We start from the raw sequence: 26690 nt of genomic DNA, 5'->3' as shown, positions 1-26690 counted from the left end.
ATTAGAGACCCTCCAGGATCTTGAGACCCGCGGCGCCGAGACCAAACTGATACAGCACCTGGGTCCAGTCCTTGAGACGGCGTACCCAGGTGGCCCGATCGACCTTCTCGGGAATTACGATGGCGTCGCCAGGTGCCAGCGCGAGCTTGCGGGAGGCTTTGACAAAGGTCCCGTCGGGCCGGAGAACGTAAATCTGGCGCAGATTGGCGCTGGGGATAGGCCCTGCGTGCTCGATGTAGCCCTTGTAGCCTCGACCCTCGGAGTAGAGAAACGACCCTTCACGGATCACAGCACCGACCACCTCGATGGTTTCGGGCCGGGCGGGAACATAGACGGTATCCCCGTCCGTAAGGCCCAGCGTCGGCAGTTCGCTGGCCACAGCAATCCCGGGCTCCAGTTCAAGTACCATGCGCCCCGTCGGCTTCGCTTCACGCAGCCGGGCGATAAGGTGAGCGATGGCGTCGGATTCGGGCGGAATGGCCAGCGACAGGTCGCCGCTAAGCACGTTGCGGGAACGCTCGATCAGGTGACGCTGATACTCCCGCTCGAGTTGATCGATCGATTCGTTGATCCGGGCTGCCTGTCGTGCCCGCACGGACTCTCGGCGAAGTTCCAGGCCAAACAGGTAGGCCATATCAGTTGTGCCGCCAGCGAGGCGAATCAGCTCTTCAAGCCCATCACCGGGTGTCAGTGAGTAAACTCCCGACCGACCGACCTCGCCCTCGATACGCACGAATCTTGGGCGCTGAGTACGGCGCACACGAAAATCATCCAATGCGTAAACCGTCAGCACGTCGCCGGGCTGAAGCACCAGGTCAAATGCTGGATCGCGCTCGAGTACTGCCTTGTCGAGCCTCACCGCGATCAGCTCGCTGGTCAGGGTGTCGGCATTGAGCCTTTCCAATGCGGCGTACTCCCAATTGACGTCCGGCAGGTTGTCCGAAAACGAACCACCGGGCTCACGCTTCGCGCCCGAGATCCACTGAGATTCACGGTTGCGCTCCAGCCAATAGCGGGGCGATATCAGCGCTTCGCGAGACGGAATCAGGTCTGAAATCCGCATGCCTGGTGAAAAGGGGTGGCGGAACGGGTTGGCGACATGGCCACGAAGCGTGACCGCATCATCAATCCGCATATTGACCGGAGTCACTACGGCCAGATCACCGGGCCGGAGCTGCCGCCTGGCGCTGGACTCATTCAATTCCAATGATTCCACCAGGCGATCTCCATCAGCGTTGATGCTTTCGATCGTGATCCGGTGCGTATCGGCGGTCGTTCCCAGACCCCCGGCGAAACGAATCAGGTCACCCAGGGTGTCCGTCTCGCTGAACTGGAATACCGCCGGCGCGTTTACGGCGCCGGCGATGGCCACCTCGCCGCGCTGCGGTGGAATGTAAAGCACGTCATTGGGCATCAGTCGAACATCAGTCATGTCGCCTTCGATCAGCAGTCGATACAGATCGAAGGTGTGCAGGTCCTGTCCCTCGCGGCGCAGCACAAGGCGACGAAGATCGCCAGCCGGGGCAGGGCCACCGGCGGCGAACAGAGCGTTGATCCCTCCCGATAGACTAGGGATGGTGTAGCTGCCGGGAGACCGGGCAAAGCCGGCCACATAGATCTGAATGGTCTTCAGCTGGCCGAGGCTTACTGAGAGTTCGAATCCCTTGAATACGCGACCGATCGCCGCTCGCAGGTGCGTACGAAGATCGCTGTAGCGAACACCAGCCAGCGGCACGGTTCCCACTTTGGGAATCGCAATCTCTCCAAGGCGATCAATCGTTGCCCGGTAGTCGATTTCGATGGTCCCCCACGCACGCAGATAGACCTCATCGCCGGGACCGAGCACAAAGTCAGCCGGCACCGGCATCTGATCGGAAGCTGAGTAACCCCGAGTCTCGCTGTGAAACACATCGCGCCCGAACCGGGGGAGCTTCACTCCCAGACTCTCTCCGACAAGCTCGGCAAAATCCGAAGTGACGCCTGCCGCAAGTTGCGTGGCTCTCAGGGCTGGAGCCTGGGAAATCGCTGCCGGCCGTCGTTCGCGCTCATCGAGTCGAAGCGTGGGATAGCTGAGGGCGGGCCGAAGGGTCCGATTTACGCTGGCGGCAGAACCCGGGCTCTGGGCCGGCAGCTCATCATCGATGGGTGCACCAGCGAGCACATCAAAATTTTGTCGGGGATTTGCCTGCACGGCCGCCGACGCCAAGAAGGCGATGAGCAGTAGATAGGGCAGATGGCGAAACAGCGTCATTGTTGCTTGCTCCTGAACGAATGGTCGTCATGATATCGATAAAAATGATAAAAACACCATTTCAAAAGCAAACAAATGAAACTTAAATGATAAAAAACGCAAAATATATTTCAGTTCTATTGATGATTGAGCTGTTTCATGAAAATAATGAAACTCAAATTGCAAATGAGAGATCGGACAAGCCATGGCGCAGCGTGTTGTCGGTACGAAAGAGGCGGCTCGTCGCCTGGGTGTGTCAGTTCGCACAATCCAGCTATGGGTTGAAGACGGACTGTTATCCGCCTGGAAGACACCGGGGGGGCATCGACGCATCGAAGAGTCGTCGCTCGAGCAGCTGCTTGAATCGCGCCAGTCGGACGGCCCGGCGGCCTCGCCCTCGGAGTGTGACGTGCTGATCGTTGAGGATGATCAAACCATGCAGGCCTATTACCAGGCCTTGATAGATATCCTGGGTTCCAACGCCCGGGTGCGATTCGCTGAAAACGGTTTTGAGGGGCTGGTGGCGATCGGCCGGTTCAACCCCGCTTTAGTCATTGTCGATGTGGACATGCCTGGCATGGACGGACTGCAGATGATTGCTGCGGTAGACCGCTCCCGGCTGTGTGCCGGTACGCGAATGGTGGTGATCTCGGGGTTGACGGTCGAGCAAATCGCTCAACGTGGCGAGTTGCCGGCCGATATCAAAGTATTTGGAAAACCGGTCAACGTGGATGACCTTAAGGGCCTGATCGACATGGCTCTGATCGACGAAAAGGAGCGCAGTGCGCATGAAAGGAACACTACTGGTTGAGTTTCTGGACTTTGTTGAGAAGCGCCATAGCATCGCGGATGTAGAGACGATCATTGCCGCAGTGGAGGATCAGCTTCCGTCCGGCGCCGTGTACACCCGGGTTGGAAACTACCCCCATGGGGAGTTAATGACCCTGTTGACCGCGGCCTGTGAGCATGCCCAAACCGAGCCGACCGTCTTGCTGCGGGAGTTCTCAGATTTTCTGATGGACGCCTTCAACAGGATGCACCCGGAGTTTTTCGAAGAAACCGAGGACGTGTTCGAGTTTCTAGAGCTTCTGGATCGGCACATCCACGTTGAGGTCAAGAAACTCTATGACGATGCACGGCCGCCGACGATCACTGTCGAACGCGGTGACTCTGATATGACGGTGACCTACGAATCAACTCGGCCTATGGGCATCGTCGCCCACTGCATGCTTGAGTCGGCAGGCAAACACTTCGGGCAACCGTTGAGCATCGAGGTGCTCTCTGCCTCTGATGACGACTCACGCCGAGTGATGCGGGTGGAGCGGGTGTGATGGACGCCGCAGCATGGGAGCGACGATGCATTCGCCAAACCCGCGCGCGAGAGCAGGCAGAGTTGGCGCTCGAAACCATCAGTCGTCGTTTGTATAACGCCAATCAGCGTCTGGAGGATTCCCGCGCCGCGCTGGAAGATCAGGTGCGGGAGCGCACGCGCGAACTGCGCCAGACGATCACCAAGCTGGAGGCGGAAGTTAGCGCACGGATGCTGGCGGAAGAAATGCTGCGCCAGGCTCGTGACGAGGCGCTGGAGGTTTCCGATCTAAAGGAACAGTTCCTGGCCCGCATGAGTCACGAAATCCGGACTCCGCTCAACGCCATTATGGGGTTTGCCGCGTTACTCAAACAGTCGGAGCTGACCTCGACGCAGCAGGAGCAGCTTGAGACTATTCATGCGAGCAGCGGCCTGCTGCTTCGGATAATCAACGATATTCTGGATCTGTCAAAAATCCAGGGTGGTCATGTTGATCTTGAGTTTGGTCCGGCAAATCTGGGAACGCTGGTGCGCCAAACCGTGCAGCTGGTATCGCTCGAAGCCCAGAGCAAGTCGATAGCTTTGAATCTGCCGGATCTCACAGGTTTGGGTTCGGTCTACGCGATGGACGCGGCCCGGGTGCAGCAGGTGCTCCTCAATCTCTTGAGCAACGCTGTCAAATTCACAGATGAAGGCGCGGTATCTGTAGTGGTTCAACAGCGCACTGTCGCGAAGAGCGATGTTCCCGAGCACATCCTTGATAGCACGTCGCACAATGATCTGGAATGGGTGCGCCTGGAGTTTTCCGTCCAGGATACGGGCATTGGTATATCCCCATCGATGCAGCAGGCGATCTTCGACCCGTTTATCCAGACCAATCCCAACAGCCATCGACTGGGATCGGGCCTGGGGCTTGCCATTTGCGAGCGATTAACTCAGTTGCTGGGCGGCCGAATCAAGCTCAATAGCCAGGAGGGACAAGGCTCCGCCTTTTCCTTCTACATTCTGGCGCAGGTTGTCGACGAAAATCCGGGTCGCCAGGATGTTAGCCTGGTTGCTGAAGACGATATTGACCTGCCTGAAAACGTGGCAGAACAGGGGTTAACACACCCGCTAAAGATCCTGCTCGCCGATGACTATGAAGTAAACCGTCTGGTGCAGGAAGCGCAGCTGAATGCGCTGGGTTACCCGGTTGATCTTGTCTGTAACGGAGAGGAGGTTCTGCGCGCGTTCGCTAACAATGCTTATGACGTGGTGCTGATGGATATTCGTATGCCGGTAATGGACGGTGTAGAGGCGACCCGGCGTCTTCGCGAGAACTCATCACTGCGACAACCGTATATCGTCGCCGTATCGGCGAGCGTCTTACCGGAGGACCGAGCCCGGTTCACCGATGCCGGGGTAGACGCTGTGATCACCAAGCCGGTGGTTCCTGAAGAATTGGCAGAGATCTTACGCCGCGCTCATCATCAGCTAGATAAGGAAAGTCCAGCCGACATGAAACCTGGGCTGGAACCGGTCGCCCTAGATCACTCAGGCCTGGCTATGCTTGGAGATGGGGCCGATGATTTGCTTCGGAAAGTTTTGCCGGTTTATCTCCGTGAGCTTGCCCCGCGTCAGGCGGGCCTCGCCCGCCATCATGCAGACGGCGATGCCGCGGAATTTGGCCAGATCTGCCATGGCTTAAAGAGTTCCAGTCGAAGCATTGGTGCTCTGGAGCTGGCCGAGCTCTGTGACGTTGCGGAACAAGCAGCGAGAGAGGGCCGGCTGATTTCGGAAGAGACGTTGGATCATCTCATCGTTCTAGCGCAGCGCACCGCGCTGGCGGTGAAGCAGCATCTGGGTGGTCTTGGTTAGCGCGTTCCTCGACTTTTGTTTTCATTTTTACTATTTCAAATTGTTTCAGTTTTGCGGAAAATAGACGAATCGCAACGCTAAGACCCGATTTGAAAATGAAAAAAATGACTTTATCCCCAACCAGATCTCTACCTTGTCCGGCAGCCCTGGCTGCCAGTTGCCCGACGCGTACGCCCCGCTCCGACAGCCGCGCTGCGCTGATTCGAGCGACCTGGCAGACCCAGATGGCCCTGTCTTTGGCACTCAAACGCCTGCTGGACATCTCGATAGCGACAGGCGCGGTCCTGGCCCTGAGTCCGCTGCTGATCGGGACAGCAATCGCCATACGCCTGGAATCGCCTGGCTCCGTCCTGTTTTTCCAGGAGAGGGTTGGGTTCAAAGGTCGACGGTTCCGCATGATCAAGTTTCGCTCGATGCGGGTGGGTGCCGACGCCGAAAAGGCTGCGCTGGCGGCAGCCAATGAAAGTGCTGACGGAGTGATCTTCAAGATGAAGCAAGATCCGCGAATCACGAAGGTCGGACGCCTGATTCGCCGTCTCTCAATTGATGAGCTGCCGCAGATTTTCAACGTGTTGCGTGGAGACATGTCTATCGTTGGGCCCCGGCCACCGGTGCCGGGTGAGGTCGAGCAATACAGTTCAACAGAGCGAAAACGACTTGAAGCGAAGCCTGGCTTGACCTGTCTGTGGCAGATCGGCGGACGCAGTAATGTTCCGTTTTCCGGGCAGGTGATGCTCGATGTGGCCTATTTGGAAAAGCAGAGCCTGTGGGAAGATCTGCGCATCATCGTAAAGACCGTCCCGGCAGTCCTTTCCGGTCGAGGTGCTTACTGATGAAAGGCCCCGTCGTTCTCGGCTATCAATCGGCTCATGCGCCGCTTTCGCCTGTCTGGCCTTCTACGCATCAAGCTGTTTTGCCAATTGCTGGCAAAGCGCTGGTCATTCACCTGCTAGAGCAACTCCGATCCGCGGGTTTTCGTCATCTGCGCTTTGCCGCAGGGCCGCAGCAGTCGAGTATTCGCCGCCGTGTCGGTGACGGTCTCGAATGGGATATGACCATTCGCTACAGCGATCTGGGTGGCGATGATCTGCGTAACCAGACTCTGGTGGAGTTTGGCGAGTGTAGTTTCGTCTGTGCTGACCAGCTTCAGCACTTTCCCGAAGAGGACAAAGTAATAGCGTCGCCGACACTCGATCAAATACGGGATTGCCCCCGGAGCGTTGCTTCCGAGTGGAACCTGCAGCGGCCGGAGCCCTTCGCCCGGCCCTGGTCGACGGTGTCGGCATATCAATATTGGTCGATTACCAATGCTAGCGATTACCACGCGCTCAATCTCGCAATCGTTAACGGTGAACTGGAAGGCATGGTCGCGGCTGGGAATCCGGGCCCAGGTCAGAGGTGGCGAGCCTGGCGGAGCGAGGTTGCTCGGAGCGCGCATATCGGATCATCGGTGCTGGTAGGAGATCACTGTAAGGTTCATGCTCACGCGCAGCTCGACAGCCAATGCGTCTTGAATAATGGCGCCATCGTTGGACGCCATTGCCACTTGCATAACGTGGTGGTCTTACCCAATACCCAAATTGGCCCTCGTGTACGTCTGCGTGACGCGGTGGTTGGTCCTGCCGGTATGTTTGACCTCGCCGGCCGATATTGGCCTATCCGGAACCCCGACATTCTCAGCACAAGTCGATCCTATGCGGAGCAAAAGACAGGGCTGCCGGAACAGCTCGCGGTGTGACAGTGCACGGGTCAACGCTTACCGAGACCGTGTATTCGTTGTTACTTGGAGCGAAAGCTGGAACCTGAGGCCGAGCAACCGCCGATTTAGCGATTTGATAACGACTTCCACAATTCGGTTTGAACTCTACCGACATCTTTTCCCCGCTTTCGCACGGCGTAGATTTCTGAGTGGCGCGCTCGAAAGCCTTCGACATCCAGTCTTGTCAGCGCTCCTGAAGCCAGCTCCTCTTCAATCAGATGTTCCGGCATACCGCCCCAGCCAAGCCCCGCAAGCAGAATGGACTTCTTCATGGCGAAATCGGAGACCGTCCAGCGCCGGCCGCCCGGGAGCACGTCCCGGCTTTGCTCAAAGTCGCCGCCGACCGTATCAGCGACCACCACCTGGCAATAGGTTTGCATTTCCGCAATCGAACGCACGCCGGGAAAGTCAGCGGGTTCGAAGATGGGGCTGCATACGGGGCGAATCGTGACCGATCCGACGGGCAGGGTCTCCACATCGTCGACGGAAACGCCTGACAACGTTGCCAGGATCAGGTCAGCCTCGCCGCTCATCAGTCGCGATATCGGGCCGCCCATCATGTCGGTGAATACTCGAATGTGGGTGGCCGGATAAGCCTCACTGATCGGCCCCAGGACCTCCAGAAGCGGATCAAGGGGCATGGTCGCGCTGACCGATATGGTGACCGATGCTTCCTGCTCCGACCGCAACTCTGCTGCGGTTGCCTTGAGCGCCTGCATGCCGTTCAGGATGCGTAGTGAATCTCGAAAAAAGATCTCTCCCCGCGGGGTGAGCTTCGGGCGGTAATCCGAGCGAGAGAAAAGGTCGAACTCGAGCTCGGCTTCCAGCTTGCGGATTTTGTGGCTGATCGCGGACTGCGCTTTGTGCAGCCGGTCAGCGGCCCCTCGGAACGTTCCGGTGGCAACAATGGCCTCAAGCGCCTGCAGTTGATCCAAGGTCATCTTCGTTTCAATGATCTATTTAATAGATCATATATATGAAAATACGATGTTATCTATGTTTCGGGTTTGCGTCCACGATATTGGCTCCCTTAACCCTTAAAGGACAAAAACATGAAGCTTTACTACATACCCGGCGCTTGCTCCCTGGCTAGCCATATTCTGCTGCGAGAAGTGGGTGCAGACTTTGAACTCGAGGCGGTTGACCCGAGTACGGGCCTGACCGAGAGCGGACAGAAATTCGCTGCGGTTAACTCCAAAGGTTATGTCCCCGCGCTCGAGCTGGATTCCGGAGAGGTCCTGAGTGAAGGTGCCGCCGTCCTGCAGTTCATTGCGGACTCAGCGCCAGATCAAATCGAGCTGCCGGCGCCGGGAACGGTGTCACGCGCCCGACTCCAGGAGTACCTGAACTACACCGCCTCGGAGCTGCACAAAGCGTTTAGTCCGTTGTTTGCCAAATCGTCTGATGAGTCTGCCAAGGCGGATGCGCGCGCAAAGGTTGCCTCCAAGTTTGATTATCTCGAAGCCTTGCTGGCTGACGGTCGGCAATACCTTGTCGACGAGCGATTCTCGCCGGCGGACGCCTATCTTTTTGTCGTTGCAGGCTGGGCTCGGGTGCAGCAAATCGACCTTGGCCGCTGGCCTCACCTCTCCGGCTTTGTATCGCGTATCGCAGAACGTCCGACCGTCCTTGCTGCAATCCAGGCTGAAGGAATTGGGTCATGACCGCCCCCGCTGTTGCTAGCGTGCTTGGTGTGATGGACCGCTACTTTGACGGGCTATATCGGGCGGACAGCAGCTTACTGCGGCCGGTGTTTCATCCCGATCTGCTTTACGTCAACGCCACCACGGGCCATCACCTGACACTGTCGCTGGACGCGTACCTCGACGAGATTGATGAGCGTAAGTCTCCGCTGGAGCGAGGGGAGGTCCGCGATTTTCGCGTGGCGGAGATCAACTTGGTCAACGACCAGGTGGCGACCGTAAGAGCGAGCTGTGCAATGTTGGGACGCGGCTATGAGGACGCGTTGACGCTCGTTACTACGGAACGTGGCTGGCAGGTCATCGCCAAGGTTTTTACGTTCGAAGAACAGGGAGCGAAGTCATGCCCTACGTAAAAATTAAGGTGACGCGTGAGGGTGGTCGCGACGGGACGGGTCCAAGTGCAGGAGCGAAACTGCAGCTGATCGAGGGCGTCACGGGGCTGCTGCAAGACGTCCTGGGCAAATCCCCTGCGACCACCGTTGTCGTAATCGATGAGATCGATACGGATAACTGGGGCATCGGTGGTGAGTCCATCACCGACATCCGCTCCCAATCTTGAGTGTTCTCCAAGCGGCGCATCCATGCGGGTGCGCCGCTGACGCAGGGTGGTCGTGATGCAGCAAGTACTAACGTACCTGTTTCCTTTAGTCATATTGGCGGGAGCCGGGATACCGGTCATGGCGATGATAAACGCAAATCTGGGTGTTCAGCTTGGTAGCCCTATTGGGGCCGTTCTGATTCTGTCGCTGGTGGCAACCACAGTCGCTGGACTGCTTTTTCTGGCGGTTGAGGGCTTTGCTATGCCGAACTTCGATGATGTTTCCCGAGGACACATGACGCCCGGTCTTTTGTTCCTCTTTTATATCTTTGTTGTCCCTCTGGCCGCCTCCCACATTGGCTTCGCAAACGCTATCGTGCTGGTCCTTCTCGGCCAGCTGACCAGCGCAGCCGTGATCGACCAGTTTGGAGCGCTAGGCGCACCACAGTCGCCCTTGACGCCGCGCCGGGTGTTGGGTTTTTCGTGCATGGTGATTGGCGCATACCTGTCGATCTCCAAGCCTGTTAACTAATGGTGCCGGTGTTTCCTCTGAGGGCTTGCCGGGACATCGGAGGGCAGCCGCGAATGACGTCTTGGGTGTTTCGTCACGGCTCTGATGGCTCTCATCAGGTAACGGCGAAAACCCGATGAATTGGACCGCCGTCACCGGTCCTGGATTTGCTGACAGCAACGACGTTGTTAAGCCATGCGTATCGCGGATCACCGGTCTCAAATAGCGGAGCGGTACGGAAATAGTAACGCCACGCGCCATCAGGGTCGTCGGGTTTCGTTAGGTCTAACGCGTATTCGGCGTGCTCTGCGTTAGTCCAAAATCGGCCCTGCCAGTACACATAAAGCAACGCTTTATCGTGGGTCTCAAGGCAGAACCGGACGTCCAGCACGCCGGTCCCGTCCGTTCGAATGCGAACCCAGTCCGCGCCGGAGTTGGCTACGACACGGCCTTTCAGGTGTGGTCCTTCGAAGGTGCCCTCCTTCACGACGTAGATGATGCGATTGCCCTCAGGCGTTGAACCCACCGTCAGCGGAGGGAGATAGAGCTTTACGCGCGCTTCAAAAAGAAAGCTAAGCCCGGGCGCGGTTTTGGCGTCCCAGCCATCTGGCCGGAGGACCGCCTCACGATAGCTTTCGGGCGGCAGGGTCTTTGCGGTGGGCGTTTGGGCGCTAACCGCGCCTGCTATCGCTGCGCCGCCGGCCATACCGGCACCCACCAGAAACTGTCTACGAGGGTTGTCTGTCACGGTAAAGAGGTCCTGGTTGACTTAAATTAAATATATGCGGCATGCATATAAATGTCCAGGCAATAATTGAAATGGCAAGTCGCGGGATTTACATTGCGACCGTGGATAAAACAACCAATTTGCTTGGCGCAGTCGCCATCGCGCTCAACGATCGGATTCGGTCGGGGCTCGACGAGGTCTTGCATCGAAAGGGCGAATCCGCGGCGGCGCTGGTGGTGGTCGGATATGCACCGGGGCTTGCGGTAGAAACGTTGCGGCAGGTCCTTGGCCGTTCTCATCCAGGCACTGTGCGCCTGATCGACAGACTCGAGGATGACGGTCTCGTTGAGCGAAGAAAAGGGGAGGATGGTCGCGCTGTCGCACTGCATCTAACCCTAAAAGGCAGCAGGCTGCGGAAAAAGCTGCTGAGCAGGCGGCTGGATGTTCTGGAGGCAGGATTAAAAGGGCTATCCGCACAGGATCGTCAACACCTGGGTAATCTTCTGGAAAAGGTCCTGGCGAACCTGCCCGAAACGGAAATGGCAAAACACAGGATCTGCCGCTTGTGTGAAGTCCGTTTGTGTCGTCAATGTCCCATAAGGGGAAACGCCGTCTAGCCGAGCTACCAAAGAAACGAACGTCGGTTTCCACTCAAGCAACCGGGGACTTCTTACCTTTGACCGACGGTGCTAAGTCGGAAGCACAGCCAGTAAGGAAACGGCGTTATAGTTTCCAGCGTTTCGGGGCTCTTCGGCTGAGGAGTTAACTGAATTGGTGCAGGTCGGCCTAGAAGAACACCGTCCAACGAGCTGTCAGAAAATCATCGGCCGAAAATGCCGTAATTAATGTGTCGTCACCGCCGCTAAACACCCGCGCCTCAAGCTCGAGCAGGTTCCGAGCACCGATACGCCGCTGGAACTCGGCTGAATACTGGATCGCGCTGGTGCGGTGATCCCGGATTAAGCCCGCGAGCAGCTCGGTATCCTGACTGTCGTTTAGCGTCAGTCTCAGCCCGGCAAAGGTGTCGTCATCAAACACCGTGATCGGCGCTTTCGTGAGGTCGCGAGTGTCGCGCAAGTGTTCTGCAATCAGCCCCAGGTCCGCGGCGGTACCGCCGAGTCCAAACAGCGTATATTCGAAACCGGCAACCCAGATGCGGTAGGAGTTGCCGCCTGATTCCGCGGCAACCCACTCGCCCTTGAGGAGCCATGCGCCGCGAGTCAGCTGCAGATCAACCCCTACCTGATCCAGAGACTGATAGGTCTGGAGCAATCGTTCACCCGATTCGGACAACGCCAAGAAGGGATTGCGGTTGGTCCCACTGAAGGCATGGAGACCCAGGTCTAACGCGCCGCGGCGCTGGGTATAGCGTAGCGCCCAGTCTCCGGCCCAGGCTTCGCCATCGCGTTCGTAAGAAATGTTGCTAGCGTCGACGGTAGGCGAGAACCGGAGGCGTCCGTCTCGCCCGGCGAACGCCCGTTCGCGAAAGTAGGGCAGGTAAAACAGTTCGATGTTGCCCGGACCCAGGGAGCGCGCAGCGCGCAGCATCGGTTGCCCCAGCTTTTCACCCTCGTCCAGGTCTTCGACGGCATCAATCTGGTTAATGACGTCGACGACGTTACGTGACTCCGCGACTCCCCAGAATACCTGGGACACCCCAAAGAGAACGTCCCAAGTGCCAAAGTCTTTGGAAAAACTGAGTTCCCGGATATCCGCGTAGGTGCGCCGCGAATCGCGATTGTCTAGCCTGATGTAAGGCTCAAAATCAAAGCGAGTTTTGCGGTCACGGCTGCGCCAGGACGCCTGCCCGGTCAGCACTACGCCAAGCTGCGCAGTAGCGAGCTGATCGGGAAACTGAGGTTCGTCTGCGAAACCGCGGGCCTCGATCGACAGCTCCGGTCTGATGCTTAGCCCGCGGGCGCCAACCGACGAAACAGCCAGGCAAAAAACGCAAAGCAGCCCTAGTGCCCTGGTGCGTCTCATCAAAGTCGATCCAGCACCGCGGGCTCAAAGTCCTCCCGATCGAAGTCCACCCCAAACTCATACTCGGCAGACTCGATGATGGTCACTTTGCCCGTCAGATGATTGGTCATCGTCTGCTTGTGGGGCCGCCAGAACTCGTTGTATTGGCGGTAGTCTTCCAGCACGAGGGTCTTCAGCGGCTGGCCGCCGCGGTCAAAGAACTCGATCCGGCGAGACTGGAAGTGTTCGGTGTCGAAATAGCACAAGAGCTTGGAGTATCCGGAGCGCTCGTAGCGGGGCACACACTCCACAACGTCCATTTCTATGCCGTCTACGACGCGCGTCTCAAGGTAGGTGTACTCGTATTTGCCCAGCTCATTGGACGTCAAATCTTCGAACGCAAACTCAGATCCCACAAAAGGCCCCGATTTGTTGGCTGACGAAATTCGTTTGGTCCGGCGAAGGGCGGGTAGATAAAGCCATTGATCATCGGAAACGAGGATTTTTGCGTGTGACAGCAGCGCGGTGCCTTCCACGTCGCGCGGGGTGAAAAAGACGGTCAACGAACGATCGCCATTGCCTTCGCCGCTTTTCTCCAACGTGTCGATCCGCATTTCGCGCGTGGTGGTCCGCCCGCTGGGGTCACTCAGCGTCATCGTGAGCTCTACGCTGCTCGACCCAAAGCCTGCGTCGCTCAAGTCCGAGCGTTTTGCGATGGCTAAGCCTCGTTCCTTGGCCTCTTCAGTCAAGGCTGGTGTCGCTGACGCCAGGAAAATGACGGCAGCTGCCAGCACGGTTCTCGTAACAACCGTGAGTTGTTTCATGATGGTTCTCCTAGGCAAAAATGGATGCTGGGGTTTGGAATGGCGTCCTACGCGGTGCCGGGATTCGGAGACGTAGGCTGGACCACTGTGCTTCGCCCAAATGAGAGGAACAGGCTAGGCAGCAAGAGAAAATTGATCACCATGGCGAGGACCACGGCAATGGCCGTCAGCAGACCGAGATCGGCGTTGAGCTTGAAACTCGACGTCACCAGAATGGCAAAACCCGCCGCCAGGATCACGGTTGTCGCGAAGATCGCTGCGCCGGCCGTTTGGAACGCGTAGCGCACGGCGTGTTCTGGGTCCATCCCCGCCGTTCGTCTTGCTCGCAGATACTTGGATAGAAAATGGACAGTAAAGTCGACGACCAGGCCCACCGCAACGGCACCGACGGCGGCAATGGAGAAGCCCACCGAGCCCACGAGCAAAGCCCAAATGCCGAACGTCGCGAGGATCGGCAACGCGTTCGGGAGCAGACTGATCAGTCCAACTATCAGAGAGCGAAAGGAAATCGCGAGAATGACGAATATCGCGAGTACCAGATAAACCGCGCCCTCAAACATGGCGGCGATGTTGCGTTCCGCCACAAAAGAAAACAGCACCATGGATCCGGTAATGTCCATGTTGTAGCCACGACCGTTTTCCGCGAACCAGTCTTGGACCCGGCGCAGAAAAGCTTTGGTCTCAGTCGTCGAGATATCCTTCATGGTTGCCGTGATCCGCGTAGACCGTCGATCGATATCGACGCGGTTGTTCAGGTCTAAGCCGTAAGGAAGCGAAAGCTCGTAGACCAGCAGATATTGCGATGCCAGCGTCTGACTTTCTGGAATCGCGTAGTAACTCGGATCGTCACCATTCATGTTCCGATTCACGCGTTTCATGATGTCGGAGATCGCAAAGACGTGGGCAACCGAACCAGGCTGACCCCGGAGAAACTGAGCAAACTCATCAACCGTCCGCAAAAACTGCGGGTCGGTCACGCCGCCGGTTGTGCCGGGGTCCAACACAAACTCGATTTGATCTGAGCCGAAGTAGGGCTCGGTAGCCGTGATCGCCTGACGAAACTCGAGTGACGGCGAAAAGTACGTAGACCACTGATCGTTCAGTTCCATCGTCGGTATCGCGGCGATGACGGCGCCCGTGGCCAGCAGGGTGCTCAGCAGGACCGCCCTGGGTCGCTTTGCAATGAGGCTGCCGGTATTCACGAGTGCCGTGGTGACCGTGGCGCGCCCCTCTCCGGCCTTGAAGTTCAGCGGTAGCACCGAAAGCAGCGCAGGCAGGAGAGTTACTGACATCAGCCAGGCAGCGGCAATGCCGGCGGCACTCATGTTCCCCAGGTGATGAAACGGCGGACTGTCAGAAAAATTGAGCGTAAGAAAGCCAACGATGGTGGTGACCGACGTGACCAGAATCGGAGTGAAATTGAGCCCGGTTGCGGCAACAATGGCTTCGTGTCGGTTCGCGCCGTCGAGCATGGCACTTCGGATACCCGCAATGAGATGAATTGCATCAGCGACGGCGATGGTGAGGATAATCGTCGGCGCCGAAAGCGATATGGGTGTAAGCGCAACGCCGGTCCAGCCGCCCACGCCTACACCGACCATCGTTGACAGCGCGATGAGGAGGAGGCTGGCGAACACGGCGGCCAACGACCGTAGCGTGAGAAACATGACGAAGAGAATCAGCAGATAAACGAGCGGAATGAGGGTGGAGGAATCTCTCAGACCCGCCTGCTCGAACGCCGCGCTAAGCGCCGCGACGCCCGTGATATGGATCTCCAGCTCGGGGTGAACGGCAAGAATTCCGTTCCGTATGGCGCCAGCCTGCTTCGCAATTAGCGACGAAGCGTTAGGCACATCCACCGGCAGCTGAACGACGGCGTTGACGATTGTCGCCCCGCCGTCTGGCGAAACCACAAATCCGTTGAGCAACGGTTCACTCTCGGCCGTCTGGCGCAGCTCTGCCAAAAGCAGCGGCGTCAGCTCCGAAGGGCTGGGGACCAGGTCCTCCACGATTAAGTCGTCTTCGACGCCCTGGGTATTCTGGAAGTTTGTGAGGCTATCCACGCGGGAGACGTAGGGTAGGCGCCACGCTGCGTCCGTGAGCTTATGGACTGCCTCAAGAGTGCGCTGATCGTAGACATCGCCATCGGAAGCGATGACGACAAACGCCAGGTTATCGGGTTTTCCGAAAGTCCCTTGTGCACTTTCGTTGGCAACAAAGTCGGGGTTCTTTGGGCCAAAGAAAACCCGATAGTCGCCGGCAAATTGCAGCGAGCTTGCGCCGTAGCCCAAACCGAGGCTGACCAGGCAGGTTACGGCAATGACGATCCAGCGCGCGCGAATGCTCGATGAGGCGACGCGCCGACCCAATTCCTCACCAAGATTGGTTCCCTTCATGACTGCTCCGTAGAAAATTGTACGATACGGTATCGTATCATTAGAATGATACGGTACAGTACTGTTATGGGTATCGCAAGCCTTAAGGCATATCTTTGTGGATAATCTGACGGGCAAACTTTAGGAACACCGATGTCACGAAGTGCAAACAGCGAGCAGCGCATCTTGGAGGCCGCGCGAAAGATCTTCCTAGCCGAAGGCTATTCCGCCGTATCGACGGACCAGCTCTGTCGCGAGGCTAGCGTGTCGAAAACCACGCTCTATCGTTACTTCGGCGATATGGCGGGCGTGCTCAAGGCGCTCGTCAAGACTGAGGGTGATGCTTTTTCCATCGACAACCAGCCGCTGCCCGCCACCCCCGAAGCGTTCTGGCTCGCCCTCCGCGATTACGGGGCACAGCTGCTGCGGCTGCTGAACTCAGACTTTTGCGCGCAGCTCGATCAAACGATGCACGAGGAAGCGCGGCAGCATCCGGATATCGCCAAACTCTTCTACCAGAACGCGTACGGTCGATCTCACGAGGAGATGACTCGACTGATCGAGCACGGCAAACAGTCCGGGTTTATTCAGCATAAGAGCCGAGCCAGCGACCTGGCGGATTATCTGATTTCTATGTGGGAGGGGCTGACGTACGTCCGCGTCCGGCTGTCGCTGGAATCCCAACCCTACACGCAGCCAAAGCGACGCTCTGAAAGCGTGATTCGGGCGCTGTTTTCCGAGGAGAACCTGCCGTACTGAAGCTTGGTCAATAGCTCTCAGTGCAGTGCACAAAACAATTTTGTCGACGGGCCTCCCAATGCTGATGCTGCTCTTAGCACCAGAGGCGGCTACGCCAAAGCTGCGAACCAAACCTGAGATTTCAGAACCCAGTCAGCTTTCTCTGGCGATGGTTTCCCTCGAACACGACTCTGCATCTATGGCTGTGTTATCGCGACGCGAGCAATATTACTGTCTAGCTCCTGAATATCCGGCATTCCGCTTTGGTCTAGGCTGACGCTCGCTACCGCAATTCCAAGCGATGGCACAACCTGCGCGTCCGTGCCCCAGAAACCGCCGTGACCGTAGCTTGGGTTGCCGTCAATCTCGCCGGCAAATAAGCCGATGCGATAAGGGCTCCCCGAAGGGTGGCCTGGCGCTTCCATCATGAGCTGGAGCGTGGCGGGATCGTCGAAGATCTTCCCGTTGAACAGCGCAGCAAAAAAGCGCGCTACGTCTTCAACGCTCGCGACGATTCCACCACCCCCAAAGGCATCAACACTGCCGTGAATGGGATAGCTGTCGAGGCCGCTCAGCCACTGATGAGCGCGATCAGGGCCTGATGCCGATGAAGGCCTTTCTTCGTCCCACCAGCTGTTCTTTAGCCCGATATCATTTAGCTTTAACAGCTCCCAGATGCTCGCGGACAACGTTTTGCCGGTTGTTCTTTCGATGATCTCGCCGATCAGCAGGTAGCCTGAGTCGGAATACGAGAAGCGCTCACCTGGTGGCCCTAGCGGATCGCTGGTTTCAACCAGCACCTCAAGTTGATCGGTACGGGTCCAGACACGCTGCGGATCAGCCAGTGCCATATCTCTAAAGGCATCGCTGGCGAAGTGATCGTCCATCCCGCTGGCATGCATCAACAGCTGGCGTAGCGTTATGGCGTTTGTGTCATAACCGTCGCCTGTGAGCAGCGCATTGTGGGCACTGCTGATGAGGGCACTGATGGGGGCATCCAGGTCGATCAAACCCTGTTCCCAAAGCCGTAAGGCTGTGGCCGCGACAAATGTTTTGGTGATCGAAGCGATGCGCGCAGGCGTATCGGCGGTCATAGGCCTGCCGTCAGGATCGGCTTTACCGGTTGCCGCTGAAGCAGCAGCACCGTCGAAGGTGACCACGGCAACGGCAAACCCCGGGATTTCTGGTCGGCTCTGTTGAAGCGCCTCCAATCGTTTCTTGAGCACGGCGTCGCTTATCGACGGGTCCGGGGCCTTATCGGTGCTCTCCCCCGAGCAACTGATCACTGAGGCCGCCACCAGGACCCAGCATAGATGCCGCCACCACCCGAGTGATATCCCAATCTTCCAATTTTCTGAGTCCACAATCACTTCCTGCTCATGGGTTGCCGATCACCGTCTGGCTGCCACAATCCGCCAATTCTCGACGCCACCGCTGCTGAAGTACAGGCCACAACACATAGTCCTAGCGAGCCGTGTCTCGTAACATGTGGTCCCCAACCATTGTCGCTCGCAACGGGAGACTCAAGTTGATGAAGACACGCCGTGGCGTTGCTAAACCCTTTCTGGCTCTCCTGCTCGCCATGCCTGTCTGGTGTGGCGCGGAAGCGCCGTCCATTGATCCGGCGGATGACTCGTCGCATTTTGGGCCCCCCGAGCGGTTGCTGTTCTGGAACTCTGCCCAGAAGGTCGCCGGATTCCGCAATATGACGCGCATCCTCCCGACTCGTCGGATTGCAGCGGCCGCGAAGCCCCGACCGTTCCCCGTGGCGGAAGTCGACTTGGATGAGCTCGAGTTTGATGCGGGTGGAGGTGTGTTGACCACTCGGGAGTACATGAAACGCAAAAACGTGGCCGGCCTGTTGGTGCTAAAGGACGGGACAATCCGCTATGAGCGCTACGCGCTGGGCAACGCCAAGGACACACCCTGGGTTTCGTTTTCCGTTGCCAAGTCGGTGGTGTCGATGCTGATCGGGGCCGCCATACAGGATGGATACATCGAGAGCGTCGACGAACGTGTGACTGATTATCTGCCGCGTCTCAAAGGCTCGTCCTACGAACAGTCCACCATACGCAATCTGCTTCAGATGGCCTCCGGTGTCGAGTGGAACGAAGATTACGACGACCCGACTTCCGACGTCAGTACCGCCAACTGGGAAACGCTGGCGCTCTATGAGTTCCTAGGGAGCAAGCTGAATGCGGCGCCTCCTGGCCAGCGGTTCAACTACAACACGGCGGAAACCAATCTCGCTGGTACGCTGCTGCGCTCGGCTATCGGTAACAACCTGGCAACGTATCTGTCTGAGAGGATCTGGATCCCGATGGGGATGGAGTTCGACGCTAGCTGGAATCTCACGGAGCCCGGCGGCGGAGAGTTTGGCGGCTGCTGCATCAACGCGACGCTTCGCGACTACGCGAGGCTGGGCGTGTTTGCGATGAATGACGGTCGGTTGCCGGATGGGACTCGTGTCTTGCCCGAAGGCTGGATGCAGGAATCGACGTCTCCGTCGAAAGCGTTTCCGGGTTATGGCTATTTCTGGTGGCTCGAGCGAGAGGGGGTTTTCCGTGCCTCTGGCATCTTCGGCCAAGCCATTTACATCGATACCCAAAGGAAGGTGGTGATCGCTCAGCACAGCGCACGTGACGCCGCCTTTACTACCGAAGATATGATCCTGCAGCTTTCGCTGTTTCGGGCCCTGAGCCGCGCCGTCGCAACGAACTAGCGTCGCAACGGCACGTTGAAGGTTCTTTAAGGATTCAGAAACTCGGCGCGGGTGTGGATGTTCTCGCGGAAGCAGCCGCCCAGGGCGGTGGTGCTCGTCTGTGAGTTGCTGTCTTTGATGCCGCGCGACTTCACGCAGTAGTGCACTGCGTCGATGCTCACGCCGACGTTTTCCGTGCCAAGCAGCGTCTGAAGCGCAACCAGGATCTGCCGCGTCAGGCGCTCCTGCACCTGGGGGCGTTGTCCAAAGAACTGCACAATGCGGTTGATTTTACTCAGGCCGATGATCTTGTCTGCCGGAATGTAGGCTACCTTGGCCGTGCCGTCGATCGTCACGAAGTGGTGCTCACAGGTGCTGGTCAGGTCGATGTCGCGCACCTTAACCATCTCATCAGCGCCCATTTTGTTGTCGATCAGCGACAGCTTGGGGAAGTGACGGTAGTCAAGACCGGAAAAGATCTCGTGCACATACATTTTGGCGATCCGGTGGGGGGTTTCGGCCAGACTGTCGTCGGTGAGGTCCAGGCCCAGCGTCTCCACCACGTCGCCCATCAGGCGCTGGATGCGTTCGTACTTTTGCTTCGGGCTCAAGCCGGTTTCTCGCATCGGAGTTTCCAGACCGGCGGCCACGAGCGCGTCGCGGACCAAAATGGCCTCAGGGGTCAGGTGCGCGTCTGCGGTGGCAGCGTCGGACAGGGTTAGCGCAGCAGTGCTCATGGCGTTTTCTCCGGTCAAGTTCGTAGGCCTCGCCGTCCGGACGAACCGTCGCGGCAACTGGGTGCGGACGGTTGAGACGCGGGGCGTTTAGGAGGTTACAGCGTGCGTTTGGGGCGGTGAGGCCGCCGTCAATGGCTTGTGACCAACCTGTGTAGGTGCGTCAGAAAGCATAGCAACTGTCTGTTTCGTCAGCAATTGTGCGGGCGGCGCACCTTCACATGTCAAAGATATAAGGGCGATTTGTCTAGATTTCCAGTCACCGGCTTCAGGCCCGGTCCCAGCGTTTCCTTCGAAATGGGTGAGACTTGCTCGACCTTTATTGTGAGACGGTTGCGGGAACGAGCCGCTTTGCCCGATCGGGCCGGGTGCTTTCCAGCTTTAGGCGGTTGCCACGCGACTCTTGGCGCTAAGGGCCTCTGAGACCGCTTGCTTCAGCTCCTCTACCGAAAACGGCTTTCGGAGAAAGGCCCATTCGTGAGTCTCGATCTGGGCGTTTCCCGATATCAGAATCACCGGCAATGAGGGGTGCTGCTCGCGAAGCCGGGCCGCCAGCTCGGCTCCGTCCATCGAACCGGGCATCAGGACATCCGAGATGATCAGATCGGGCAAGTCTTGAGGATCAATGAGTCGCAGCGCTTCGTCAGCGCTTTTGGCCAAGAGTACGTCCAATCCGATGGATTTGAGCGTGCGGGACAGCATGTCGCGAACGACCTGCTGATCCTCCACGACGAGCACGTTGGCGTCAGTTGGCAGTGTGGCCGGCGCCTGTGACTCATCTGGAGCGTCGCCGGGCTGCGTATCACACAGGGGCAGCAGCAAAATGGCGTCGGTGCCTGCTCCAGGTTCGGATCGGATCAGGAAATCGCCGCCCGACTGCCGGGCGAAGCCGAAGACCATAGACAGGCCCAGACCGGTTCCTTCACCCGTCTTTTTGGTGGTGAAAAACGGATCGCAGGCTTTCCTTATCGTCTCCTCATTCATTCCAATACCAGTATCAGAAACGGTAATTTTTGCGTTGCCTGCGTCTGCCTTGAGCGACAGCGAAGCAACGCCCGTGTCGCCGAGCGCGTCTCTCGCGTTCACAAAAAGGTTCAGAAGCGCTGTGGTGAGCTGGCCTTTATCGACCATGACCTGGCACGTGTCCAGATCGGTGGTCAGATTAATCCGTTCCCCCAGTGTTTTCTGGAAGATGGGCAGCGACTCGGAGAGAAAGGCGCCGAGCTCGACCGGCTCCGGACGAAGTGGCTGCTTGCGTACATAGGCCATCAGACGGTTGGTGATTCGTGCGCCGGTATCAGCGGCGCTGCTGATGTAGCTGAGCATCTCACCGTCTTCGTCTGAGCGGGGCTCGTCGGATGCCTTCAGGTGTTCGGTGGTGAGCGTGATGACCGTCATCAGGTTGTTGAAATCGTGGGCAATGCCAGCGGTGAGCTCACCCAGCGCTCGGAGCTTGTCACCTTCGGACAGCTTTTCCATGAGCTGACGCCGCTCATCTTCAATCCGGGTTCGCTCGGCCATTTCATTTTTGAGTTCCTGGGTCCTTACCGCCACTAGCTCTTCCAGCCGCTCGTTGGCCTCGCGTTCAGTACGGGCCAGTCGCTTTTCGGTTCGCCAGAACTGCAGGCCCAGGAGCAGAAGTACCAGCAGCGTGCCGATGACCCAGGACTGATAGCGCAGCGTTTGTTCCCGTTCCGCTTTTTCGCGTAGCGCCGACTCTCGTTCCGCCGATCGCGCTAGCTCGACGTTGCGGCGGTCGGTTTCCATGGAGGCGTTCAATCGAGCAATCTGGTATTCGAAGCTGCCGTCCCACAGCGCGGTCTCCAGCCGAGCGGCTTCCTCACGAGTTTCCTGGGCGCCGTCGAGGTCGCCCATCTGTTCGAGAATGTTGGCCAGTTCCCGAGTGGCGTCCAGCTGTCGCTGATCGGGCTGGTCGACCGGGATGCTCTCGATAATCCGACTCAACAGCGTCTGTGCGCCCGCGAGGTCTCCGGCAATGCGAAGCGTTTGAGCGTAGGGGACGAGAATCGGCTGGACTCTCGGATGAGTCAGATCGTCTTCCAGATTCTGCCCGGTGAGCCGGAAAATCTGATCGAAACTTTGCTGAGCCCCGGCGGCATCACCGGCGGCGAGCCGCACGTAGCCCTGGCCGGTATAAGCAAAGGTTTCGGCGTCGGGCAGCACCTCATCTTTGACGTCCTCCCAAACCCGCAGCAGCTCGTCCTCGACACCCTCGGTGCGGCCGAGCGCTGCCTGCGCTTGAGCGATCATCGATTGCACCAGCAGCCTGCGGGCCGGATAGAGATCCACCAGTGGGGTTGCCTTAACTTCCTCCAGCATGGCGAGGGCCTCCTGGGGGCGGCCCAGGAACGTATAGTCACCCGCCAGATTGAGCTGAATGACGCCCTTGAAGTCTGGGAACGGCATGCGCTCCGCTTCCCGCCAGGCAGCCTCCAGGTGATGTACCGATCGACGCGGCAGCAGGCGGGTGCTGAAGTGGATGCCCATCGCGTTGTGAGCCCATGCGCGAAGGCCCGGGTCGTCGATTTGCTCGGCCATAACCAGCGTTTGTTCCGCGTGGTAAAGCGACTGGTTATGGTCTCCTTCGCGGTAGTAGAGGTATCCCAGCGTCGCCTCTGCGGCCCCTTGTACAAAACGGTTCGCGTTGAGATTGCCCTGGCGAAGGGGCTGACAGGATTCGGCTTTGGTCGGGCGGTTCAGGCGGTGCTCAAGCTGACAGCGAACAATTGCTGCCCACTGGGCTGCAGGTGAACCTTCTTCCAGCAGGGGCTCAGCGTCATTCAAAAAGGTTTCGGCGATGAGCGTCGATCGATTGATCGCGCGGTCGGCTAGCACGAGATTGATCAGTCCGCGCTGCGCAGGGTCGGGCGTGGTGGATTCGTCGAGGAGCCGCTCGAGTTCCGGGCTTGGTAGGGCGCGCAGGGCGACAAACGTTTCCTGTGGCTGAGCCTGAACCGTCGCAAACGACAGACATAGGTTTAGGCCGAGCCAGAACGCAAAACACCGAAGTGGCATAGGACTGCATCTCAGGAATCGACGTTATTGTAGCCGATTCGGGCTATGGCGGCCGGTTAAAGCTATAGCGATGTGTAATGGTTCGTAACGGTTGGCCAATGACCTGTCGCAGGAATGAGCTCAGCTAACCGAGGGTAATTCGCTCGCCATCCTGCGGCACAAACACCCGGTTTGGCAGGTCTGCAGGCAAGGTCTCCACCAGGTTGAGCAGGTCTTCGCGCGTCGAAAAGCAGTGGTCCAGCGAATCCATATGTACCGCAATGACCTGCACGTTTGGGTTGTAGCGGTTGGCAAGCTTAATGAGCTCAATCCCCTGAGCAGCGTCCATCAGCAGCAGCTCCGGGGACCCGGCTTCGATGACGGGCCCGTCTGCATCGACGGCCTCGCTCAGGGCGCACATTAATATGGCGCCCGATGGCTCAACCTACTGCTGTTCAATCTGCCGCACGAGATCGTTCGCCTCCGGCTGGAGAGCTAGCTAGCGTATTCGGCGGGCGTTCGACCAAGGTCTTGTGATCAGCGCTCGACTTGCCCAGCCCTGTATAATCACCTTAGCAACTGGTTCAGGCGGGCACGCCGTACGCTGCGTCTGCCCAGCATCCCAGCAGTATCAACCAAATTATTCGTAAATCCATGAGCTTATACACAGACTACCTCGCTGAAATTGAGACCCGGAAAGCACAGGGTCTGCACCCGAAGCCAATCGAAGACGCCGCCCTCGTTGCCGAGCTGATCGAGCAAATCAAAGACACTGCCAACGAGCATCGCGACGATTCGCTGAAGTTTTTTATCTACAACACGTTGCCGGGCACCACGGGGGCGGCCGGGGAAAAGGCGCGCTTCCTGAAGGAAATCGTTCTGGGGGCGGCGCTCGTTGACGAAATTACCGCTGATTTCGCGTTTGAGCTGCTCTCTCACATGAAGGGTGGCCCGTCGATCGACGCGCTACTCGACCTGGCGCTGGGCGACGATGCGGCGATTGCAAAGACCGCCGCTGAGGTACTGAAAACGCAGGTGTTCCTCTACGAGACCGACACGGATCGGCTGGAGGAGGCTCACAAGGCTGGGCACGCGCTCGCCACCGATCTGCTGGAGAGCTACGCGAAGGCAGAGTTCTTTACGAAGCTGCCGCCCGTGGTGGATCAAATCCAGGTGGTCACCTACGTTGCGGCGACCGGCGACGTGTCGACCGACCTCCTTTCGCCCGGCAACCAGGCGCACTCCCGATCCGACCGTGAGCTGCACGGAAAGTGTTTGATGGATCCGGGCGCGCAGGAAACCATCCTCTCGCTGCAGAAGGAGCACCCGGATAAGCGCGTCATGCTGGTGGCCGAAAAGGGCACGATGGGTGTGGGCTCCTCGCGAATGTCCGGGGTCAACAACGTGGCGCTCTGGACCGGTGTGCAGGCCAGCCCATACGTTCCGTTCATCAACATTGCCCCGATTGTCGGCGGCACCAACGGGATCTCACCGATTTTCCTGACCACGGTGGGCGTGACCGGAGGCATCGGTATCGATCTGAAGAACTGGGTCAAGAAACTCGCTGCCAACGGCGAACCGATCATGGACGAGGACAACGAGCCGGTGCTCGAGCAGGTGTTTTCCGTCGACACGGGCACCGTGCTGACAATCGATCTGAACGAGAAAAAGCTCTTAAACGAAGATCGAAGCGAAGTCCTGGCCGATATCTCAACCGCGCTGACCCCGCAGAAGCTCGAGTTCATCAAGGCCGGCGGCTCCTACGCCGTGGTGTTCGGGAAGAAGCTGCAGAGCGTGGCGGCTGGCATCCTCGGCGTCGAGCCGACTCCGGTTTACGCCGCGGCCAAGGAGATTTCTCACGAAGGGCAGGGCCTCACCGCCGTCGAAAAAATCTTCAACAAAAACGCGGTTGGCGTGGCGCCGGGCACGGTGCTACACGCTGGATCCGATGTGCGGGTGAAGGTCAACATCGTGGGATCTCAGGACACCACCGGGCTCATGACCTCCCAGGAGCTGGAAATGATGGCGGCGACCGTCATCTCGCCCACAGTGGACGGCGCCTATCAGTCGGGCTGCCACACGGCCTCGGTATGGGATCTCAAGGCGCAGAAAAACATCCCTAAGCTGATGCGCTTCATGAACAGCTTTGGTTTGATCACGGGTCGGGACCCCAATGAGGTTTACCACCCGATGACCGACGTGATCCACAAGGTGCTCAACGACATCACGGTGGACGATTGGGCGGTCATTATCGGCGGTGACTCCCATACCCGGATGTCTAAGGGTGTGGCCTTCGGCGCCGACTCGGGAACCGTTGCGCTGGCGCTGGCCACCGGCGAGGCCACCATGCCGGTCCCCGAGTCGGTGAAGGTCACGTTCAAAGGGAGCCTGAAGCCGCATATGGATTTCCGTGATGTGGTCCACGCGACTCAAGCGCAAATGCTCCAGGAGTTCGGTGAAAACGTTTTCCAGGGGAAAATCATTGAGGTTCATATCGGTACGCTGCTCGCGGACCAGGCGTTTACGTTCACCGACTGGACGGCGGAAATGAAGGCCAAAGCGTCGATCTGTATTTCCGAAAACGACACCCTGATCGAGTCGCTGGAGATCGCAAAGAGTCGGATTCAGATCATGATCGATAAGGGGATGGACAACGATCGCGGCGTTTTGCAGGGCCTGGTAGACCGCGCCGATCAGCGGATTGTCGAGATCCAGTCGGGCGAGAATCCAGCGCTAGCGCCGGATGCCAATGCCAGCTATTCAGCGGAATTTGTCGTTGATCTCGACGTGATTAACGAGCCGATGATCGCGGACCCGGATGTCAACAACGACGACGTATCGAAGCGCTACACGCACGATACGATCCGCCCGATTTCCTACTACAAGGGAGAAAAGAAGGTAGACCTGGGTTTTGTCGGGTCCTGCATGGTGCACAAGGGCGATATGAAGATCATTTCCCAGATGCTGAAAAACCTCGAGGCGCAGGAAGGCAAGATCGAGTTCAAGGCGCCGCTGGTGGTTGCACCGCCCACCTACAACATCGTCGATGAGCTCAAGGAAGAGGGCGACTGGAGCGTACTGCAGAAGTATTCGGGGTTCGAGTTTGACGACGACGCGCCAAAAAGCGCCGCGCGGCTCAAGTACGACAACATGATGTATCTGGAGCGCCCCGGCTGCAATCTGTGTATGGGTAACCAGGAAAAAGCGGAAAAGGGAGATACCGTGATGGCCACTTCCACTCGCTTGTTCCAGGGGCGAGTCGTCGAGGACTCCGATGAGAAAAAAGGGGAATCGCTGCTCGCGTCAACGCCAGTTGTGGTGCTGTCATCAATCCTCGGCAGGACGCCGAGCATCGATGAATACATCGACGCCGTCGACGGCATCAATCTCACGCAATACGCGCCGCCGGCGCATTAGCGTACGCCGTTCAGTGAATCCGTGCTTTGGCGGGTCGCTTTTCGACGGTGGAGAGGATCAGACTCAGTGCCTGGGTAGAACTGGATAGCGATTCCCTGTCGATATTATTCCGGATGAAGAGCTCCAGGCCTTACGGATCGAGACCGGCACGCATTGCCTGCAGCGTTTGGATCGCTTCTGTACCCGACGCGTAGTACTCGGGTGTCTCGAGACCCACCGGGTCGGCCAGCGAATGTCGTGAGAGCATCCAAACTCATTGAGCCCAGAAGTCAGTTGGCGTCGACGAAGTC

General features: G+C 58.2%; 23 protein-coding genes. 13 read left to right on the top strand and 10 right to left on the bottom strand.

Features of this window, described 5'->3' with window-relative positions:
- Window position 1 precedes the first annotated feature (1 nt).
- Entirely contained in the window at window positions 2–2251 is a 2250-nt protein-coding gene (locus AAF358_10045; GenBank protein ID MEM7705882.1) for an SLBB domain-containing protein, read from the bottom strand.
- Window positions 2252–2435: 184 nt separating this feature from the next.
- Here AAF358_10045 and AAF358_10040 point away from each other — a divergent pair, with 184 nt between their 5' ends.
- From AAF358_10040 to AAF358_10020, 5 genes are all read left to right on the top strand, one after another.
- The gene (locus AAF358_10040) at window positions 2436–3041 is read left to right on the top strand and encodes a response regulator (protein MEM7705881.1); all 606 of its coding nucleotides are present in this window, start codon (window positions 2436–2438) and stop codon (window positions 3039–3041) included.
- Window positions 3019–3561 carry a heme NO-binding domain-containing protein gene (locus AAF358_10035; protein MEM7705880.1) on the top strand — a complete coding sequence of 181 codons (543 nt, stop codon included), beginning with the start codon at window positions 3019–3021 and terminating at the stop codon, window positions 3559–3561. Before AAF358_10040 ends, AAF358_10035 begins: the two co-directional genes overlap by 23 nt.
- Before the next feature lie 62 nt (window positions 3562–3623).
- The gene (locus tag AAF358_10030; GenBank protein ID MEM7705879.1) at window positions 3624–5396 is read left to right on the top strand and encodes an ATP-binding protein; all 1773 of its coding nucleotides are present in this window, start codon (window positions 3624–3626) and stop codon (window positions 5394–5396) included.
- Between the two features lie 95 nt (window positions 5397–5491).
- On the top strand, window positions 5492–6229 hold the full coding sequence (locus AAF358_10025; GenBank protein ID MEM7705878.1) for a sugar transferase: 738 nt from the start codon (window positions 5492–5494) through the stop codon (window positions 6227–6229).
- A gap of 80 nt (window positions 6230–6309) precedes the next feature.
- Entirely contained in the window at window positions 6310–7134 is an 825-nt protein-coding gene (locus tag AAF358_10020) for a hypothetical protein (protein MEM7705877.1), read from the top strand.
- An 86-nt stretch (window positions 7135–7220) separates the two neighbouring features.
- Here the strand turns inward: AAF358_10020 and AAF358_10015 are convergent, their stop codons facing one another.
- Window positions 7221–8096, bottom strand: coding sequence for a LysR family transcriptional regulator (locus tag AAF358_10015; protein ID MEM7705876.1), 876 nt, complete (start codon window positions 8094–8096; stop codon window positions 7221–7223).
- 111 nt (window positions 8097–8207) lie between these two features.
- Between AAF358_10015 and gstA the strand changes: the two genes are divergently transcribed.
- From gstA to AAF358_09995, 4 genes are read left to right on the top strand one after another with little or no spacing between them, the layout of a single operon-like run.
- Window positions 8208–8819: a glutathione transferase GstA gene (gene gstA / locus AAF358_10010; protein ID MEM7705875.1), complete on the top strand. Its 612-nt coding sequence runs from the start codon at window positions 8208–8210 to the stop codon at window positions 8817–8819.
- Window positions 8816–9211 carry a nuclear transport factor 2 family protein gene (locus AAF358_10005; protein MEM7705874.1) on the top strand — a complete coding sequence of 132 codons (396 nt, stop codon included), beginning with the start codon at window positions 8816–8818 and terminating at the stop codon, window positions 9209–9211. Before gstA ends, AAF358_10005 begins: the two co-directional genes overlap by 4 nt.
- A complete protein-coding gene (locus AAF358_10000; protein ID MEM7705873.1) occupies window positions 9199–9417 on the top strand; it encodes a 4-oxalocrotonate tautomerase family protein in 219 nt (72 codons plus the stop codon). The genes AAF358_10005 and AAF358_10000 overlap by 13 nt, the downstream gene beginning before the upstream one ends.
- 55 nt (window positions 9418–9472) lie before the next feature.
- Window positions 9473–9928 (top strand): DMT family transporter, encoded by a 456-nt coding sequence (locus AAF358_09995; protein MEM7705872.1) that lies wholly within the window; start codon window positions 9473–9475, stop codon window positions 9926–9928.
- Between the two features lie 94 nt (window positions 9929–10022).
- Here AAF358_09995 and AAF358_09990 read toward each other — a convergent pair whose 3' ends face one another.
- Entirely contained in the window at window positions 10023–10655 is a 633-nt protein-coding gene (locus AAF358_09990) for a DUF3237 domain-containing protein (GenBank protein ID MEM7705871.1), read from the bottom strand.
- A 71-nt stretch (window positions 10656–10726) separates the two neighbouring features.
- On the opposite strand from AAF358_09990, the gene AAF358_09985 reads away from it, so the two are divergent.
- Window positions 10727–11251, top strand: a complete 525-nt coding sequence (locus tag AAF358_09985) for a MarR family transcriptional regulator (protein MEM7705870.1) — start codon at window positions 10727–10729, stop codon at window positions 11249–11251.
- A gap of 169 nt (window positions 11252–11420) precedes the next feature.
- Here the strand turns inward: AAF358_09985 and AAF358_09980 are convergent, their stop codons facing one another.
- Genes AAF358_09980 through AAF358_09970 form a run of 3 tightly spaced genes read right to left on the bottom strand, consistent with a single transcriptional unit; the run spans window position 11421 to window position 15816 of the window.
- Complete coding sequence (locus AAF358_09980; GenBank protein ID MEM7705869.1) at window positions 11421–12617, bottom strand: hypothetical protein; 1197 nt, start codon at window positions 12615–12617, stop codon at window positions 11421–11423.
- Window positions 12617–13420: an outer membrane lipoprotein-sorting protein gene (locus AAF358_09975; protein MEM7705868.1), complete on the bottom strand. Its 804-nt coding sequence runs from the start codon at window positions 13418–13420 to the stop codon at window positions 12617–12619. Before AAF358_09975 ends, AAF358_09980 begins: the two co-directional genes overlap by 1 nt.
- Before the next feature lie 47 nt (window positions 13421–13467).
- A complete protein-coding gene (locus AAF358_09970; GenBank protein ID MEM7705867.1) occupies window positions 13468–15816 on the bottom strand; it encodes an MMPL family transporter in 2349 nt (782 codons plus the stop codon).
- Window positions 15817–15948: 132 nt separating this feature from the next.
- Here AAF358_09970 and AAF358_09965 point away from each other — a divergent pair, with 132 nt between their 5' ends.
- Window positions 15949–16554, top strand: a complete 606-nt coding sequence (locus tag AAF358_09965) for a TetR/AcrR family transcriptional regulator (GenBank protein MEM7705866.1) — start codon at window positions 15949–15951, stop codon at window positions 16552–16554.
- A gap of 176 nt (window positions 16555–16730) precedes the next feature.
- On the opposite strand, the gene AAF358_09960 is transcribed toward AAF358_09965, so the two are convergent.
- Window positions 16731–17759, bottom strand: a complete 1029-nt coding sequence (locus tag AAF358_09960; GenBank protein MEM7705865.1) for a serine hydrolase domain-containing protein — start codon at window positions 17757–17759, stop codon at window positions 16731–16733.
- A gap of 305 nt (window positions 17760–18064) precedes the next feature.
- Between AAF358_09960 and AAF358_09955 the strand changes: the two genes are divergently transcribed.
- Window positions 18065–19255 (top strand): serine hydrolase, encoded by a 1191-nt coding sequence (locus tag AAF358_09955; GenBank protein ID MEM7705864.1) that lies wholly within the window; start codon window positions 18065–18067, stop codon window positions 19253–19255.
- 26 nt (window positions 19256–19281) lie between these two features.
- On the opposite strand, the gene folE is transcribed toward AAF358_09955, so the two are convergent.
- From folE to AAF358_09940, 3 genes are all read right to left on the bottom strand, one after another.
- Window positions 19282–19971 carry a GTP cyclohydrolase I FolE gene (folE, locus tag AAF358_09950; protein ID MEM7705863.1) on the bottom strand — a complete coding sequence of 230 codons (690 nt, stop codon included), beginning with the start codon at window positions 19969–19971 and terminating at the stop codon, window positions 19282–19284.
- A 378-nt stretch (window positions 19972–20349) separates the two neighbouring features.
- Complete coding sequence (locus AAF358_09945; GenBank protein MEM7705862.1) at window positions 20350–23004, bottom strand: response regulator; 2655 nt, start codon at window positions 23002–23004, stop codon at window positions 20350–20352.
- 124 nt (window positions 23005–23128) lie between these two features.
- Window positions 23129–23404, bottom strand: a complete 276-nt coding sequence (locus tag AAF358_09940; GenBank protein MEM7705861.1) for a hypothetical protein — start codon at window positions 23402–23404, stop codon at window positions 23129–23131.
- A 233-nt stretch (window positions 23405–23637) separates the two neighbouring features.
- On the opposite strand from AAF358_09940, the gene AAF358_09935 reads away from it, so the two are divergent.
- The gene (locus AAF358_09935) at window positions 23638–26400 is read left to right on the top strand and encodes a bifunctional aconitate hydratase 2/2-methylisocitrate dehydratase (GenBank protein ID MEM7705860.1); all 2763 of its coding nucleotides are present in this window, start codon (window positions 23638–23640) and stop codon (window positions 26398–26400) included.
- The last annotated feature ends 290 nt before the right edge of the window (window positions 26401–26690 follow it).

It is taken from the genome of Pseudomonadota bacterium (assembly GCA_039033415.1).
Lineage (GTDB): Bacteria > Pseudomonadota > Gammaproteobacteria > Xanthomonadales > SZUA-38 > JANQOZ01.
Note: the sequence above shows the minus strand (reverse complement) of the source record. Positions and strands in the feature narration are given on the sequence as shown.

Bases quoted from the DNA above. Each gene is read 5' to 3' on its own strand.
- AAF358_09975 (MEM7705868.1), bottom strand. From the start codon at position 13,420: ATGAAACAACTCACGGTTGTTACGAGAACCGTGCTGGCAGCTGCCGTC.
- AAF358_10045 (MEM7705882.1), bottom strand. From the start codon at position 2,251: ATGACGCTGTTTCGCCATCTGCCCTATCTACTGCTCATCGCCTTCTTG.
- folE (MEM7705863.1), bottom strand. From the start codon at position 19,971: ATGAGCACTGCTGCGCTAACCCTGTCCGACGCTGCCACCGCAGACGCG.
- AAF358_10015 (MEM7705876.1), bottom strand. From the start codon at position 8,096: ATGACCTTGGATCAACTGCAGGCGCTTGAGGCCATTGTTGCCACCGGA.
- AAF358_09985 (MEM7705870.1), top strand. From the start codon at position 10,727: ATGGCAAGTCGCGGGATTTACATTGCGACCGTGGATAAAACAACCAAT.
- gstA (MEM7705875.1), top strand. From the start codon at position 8,208: ATGAAGCTTTACTACATACCCGGCGCTTGCTCCCTGGCTAGCCATATT.
- AAF358_09995 (MEM7705872.1), top strand. From the start codon at position 9,473: ATGCAGCAAGTACTAACGTACCTGTTTCCTTTAGTCATATTGGCGGGA.
- AAF358_10035 (MEM7705880.1), top strand. From the start codon at position 3,019: ATGAAAGGAACACTACTGGTTGAGTTTCTGGACTTTGTTGAGAAGCGC.
- AAF358_09970 (MEM7705867.1), bottom strand. From the start codon at position 15,816: ATGAAGGGAACCAATCTTGGTGAGGAATTGGGTCGGCGCGTCGCCTCA.
- AAF358_09935 (MEM7705860.1), top strand. From the start codon at position 23,638: ATGAGCTTATACACAGACTACCTCGCTGAAATTGAGACCCGGAAAGCA.
- AAF358_09980 (MEM7705869.1), bottom strand. From the start codon at position 12,617: ATGAGACGCACCAGGGCACTAGGGCTGCTTTGCGTTTTTTGCCTGGCT.
- AAF358_10040 (MEM7705881.1), top strand. From the start codon at position 2,436: ATGGCGCAGCGTGTTGTCGGTACGAAAGAGGCGGCTCGTCGCCTGGGT.
- AAF358_10025 (MEM7705878.1), top strand. From the start codon at position 5,492: ATGAAAAAAATGACTTTATCCCCAACCAGATCTCTACCTTGTCCGGCA.
- AAF358_10000 (MEM7705873.1), top strand. From the start codon at position 9,199: ATGCCCTACGTAAAAATTAAGGTGACGCGTGAGGGTGGTCGCGACGGG.
- AAF358_09965 (MEM7705866.1), top strand. From the start codon at position 15,949: ATGTCACGAAGTGCAAACAGCGAGCAGCGCATCTTGGAGGCCGCGCGA.
- AAF358_09955 (MEM7705864.1), top strand. From the start codon at position 18,065: ATGAAGACACGCCGTGGCGTTGCTAAACCCTTTCTGGCTCTCCTGCTC.
- AAF358_10005 (MEM7705874.1), top strand. From the start codon at position 8,816: ATGACCGCCCCCGCTGTTGCTAGCGTGCTTGGTGTGATGGACCGCTAC.
- AAF358_09940 (MEM7705861.1), bottom strand. From the start codon at position 23,404: ATGTGCGCCCTGAGCGAGGCCGTCGATGCAGACGGGCCCGTCATCGAA.
- AAF358_09945 (MEM7705862.1), bottom strand. From the start codon at position 23,004: ATGCCACTTCGGTGTTTTGCGTTCTGGCTCGGCCTAAACCTATGTCTG.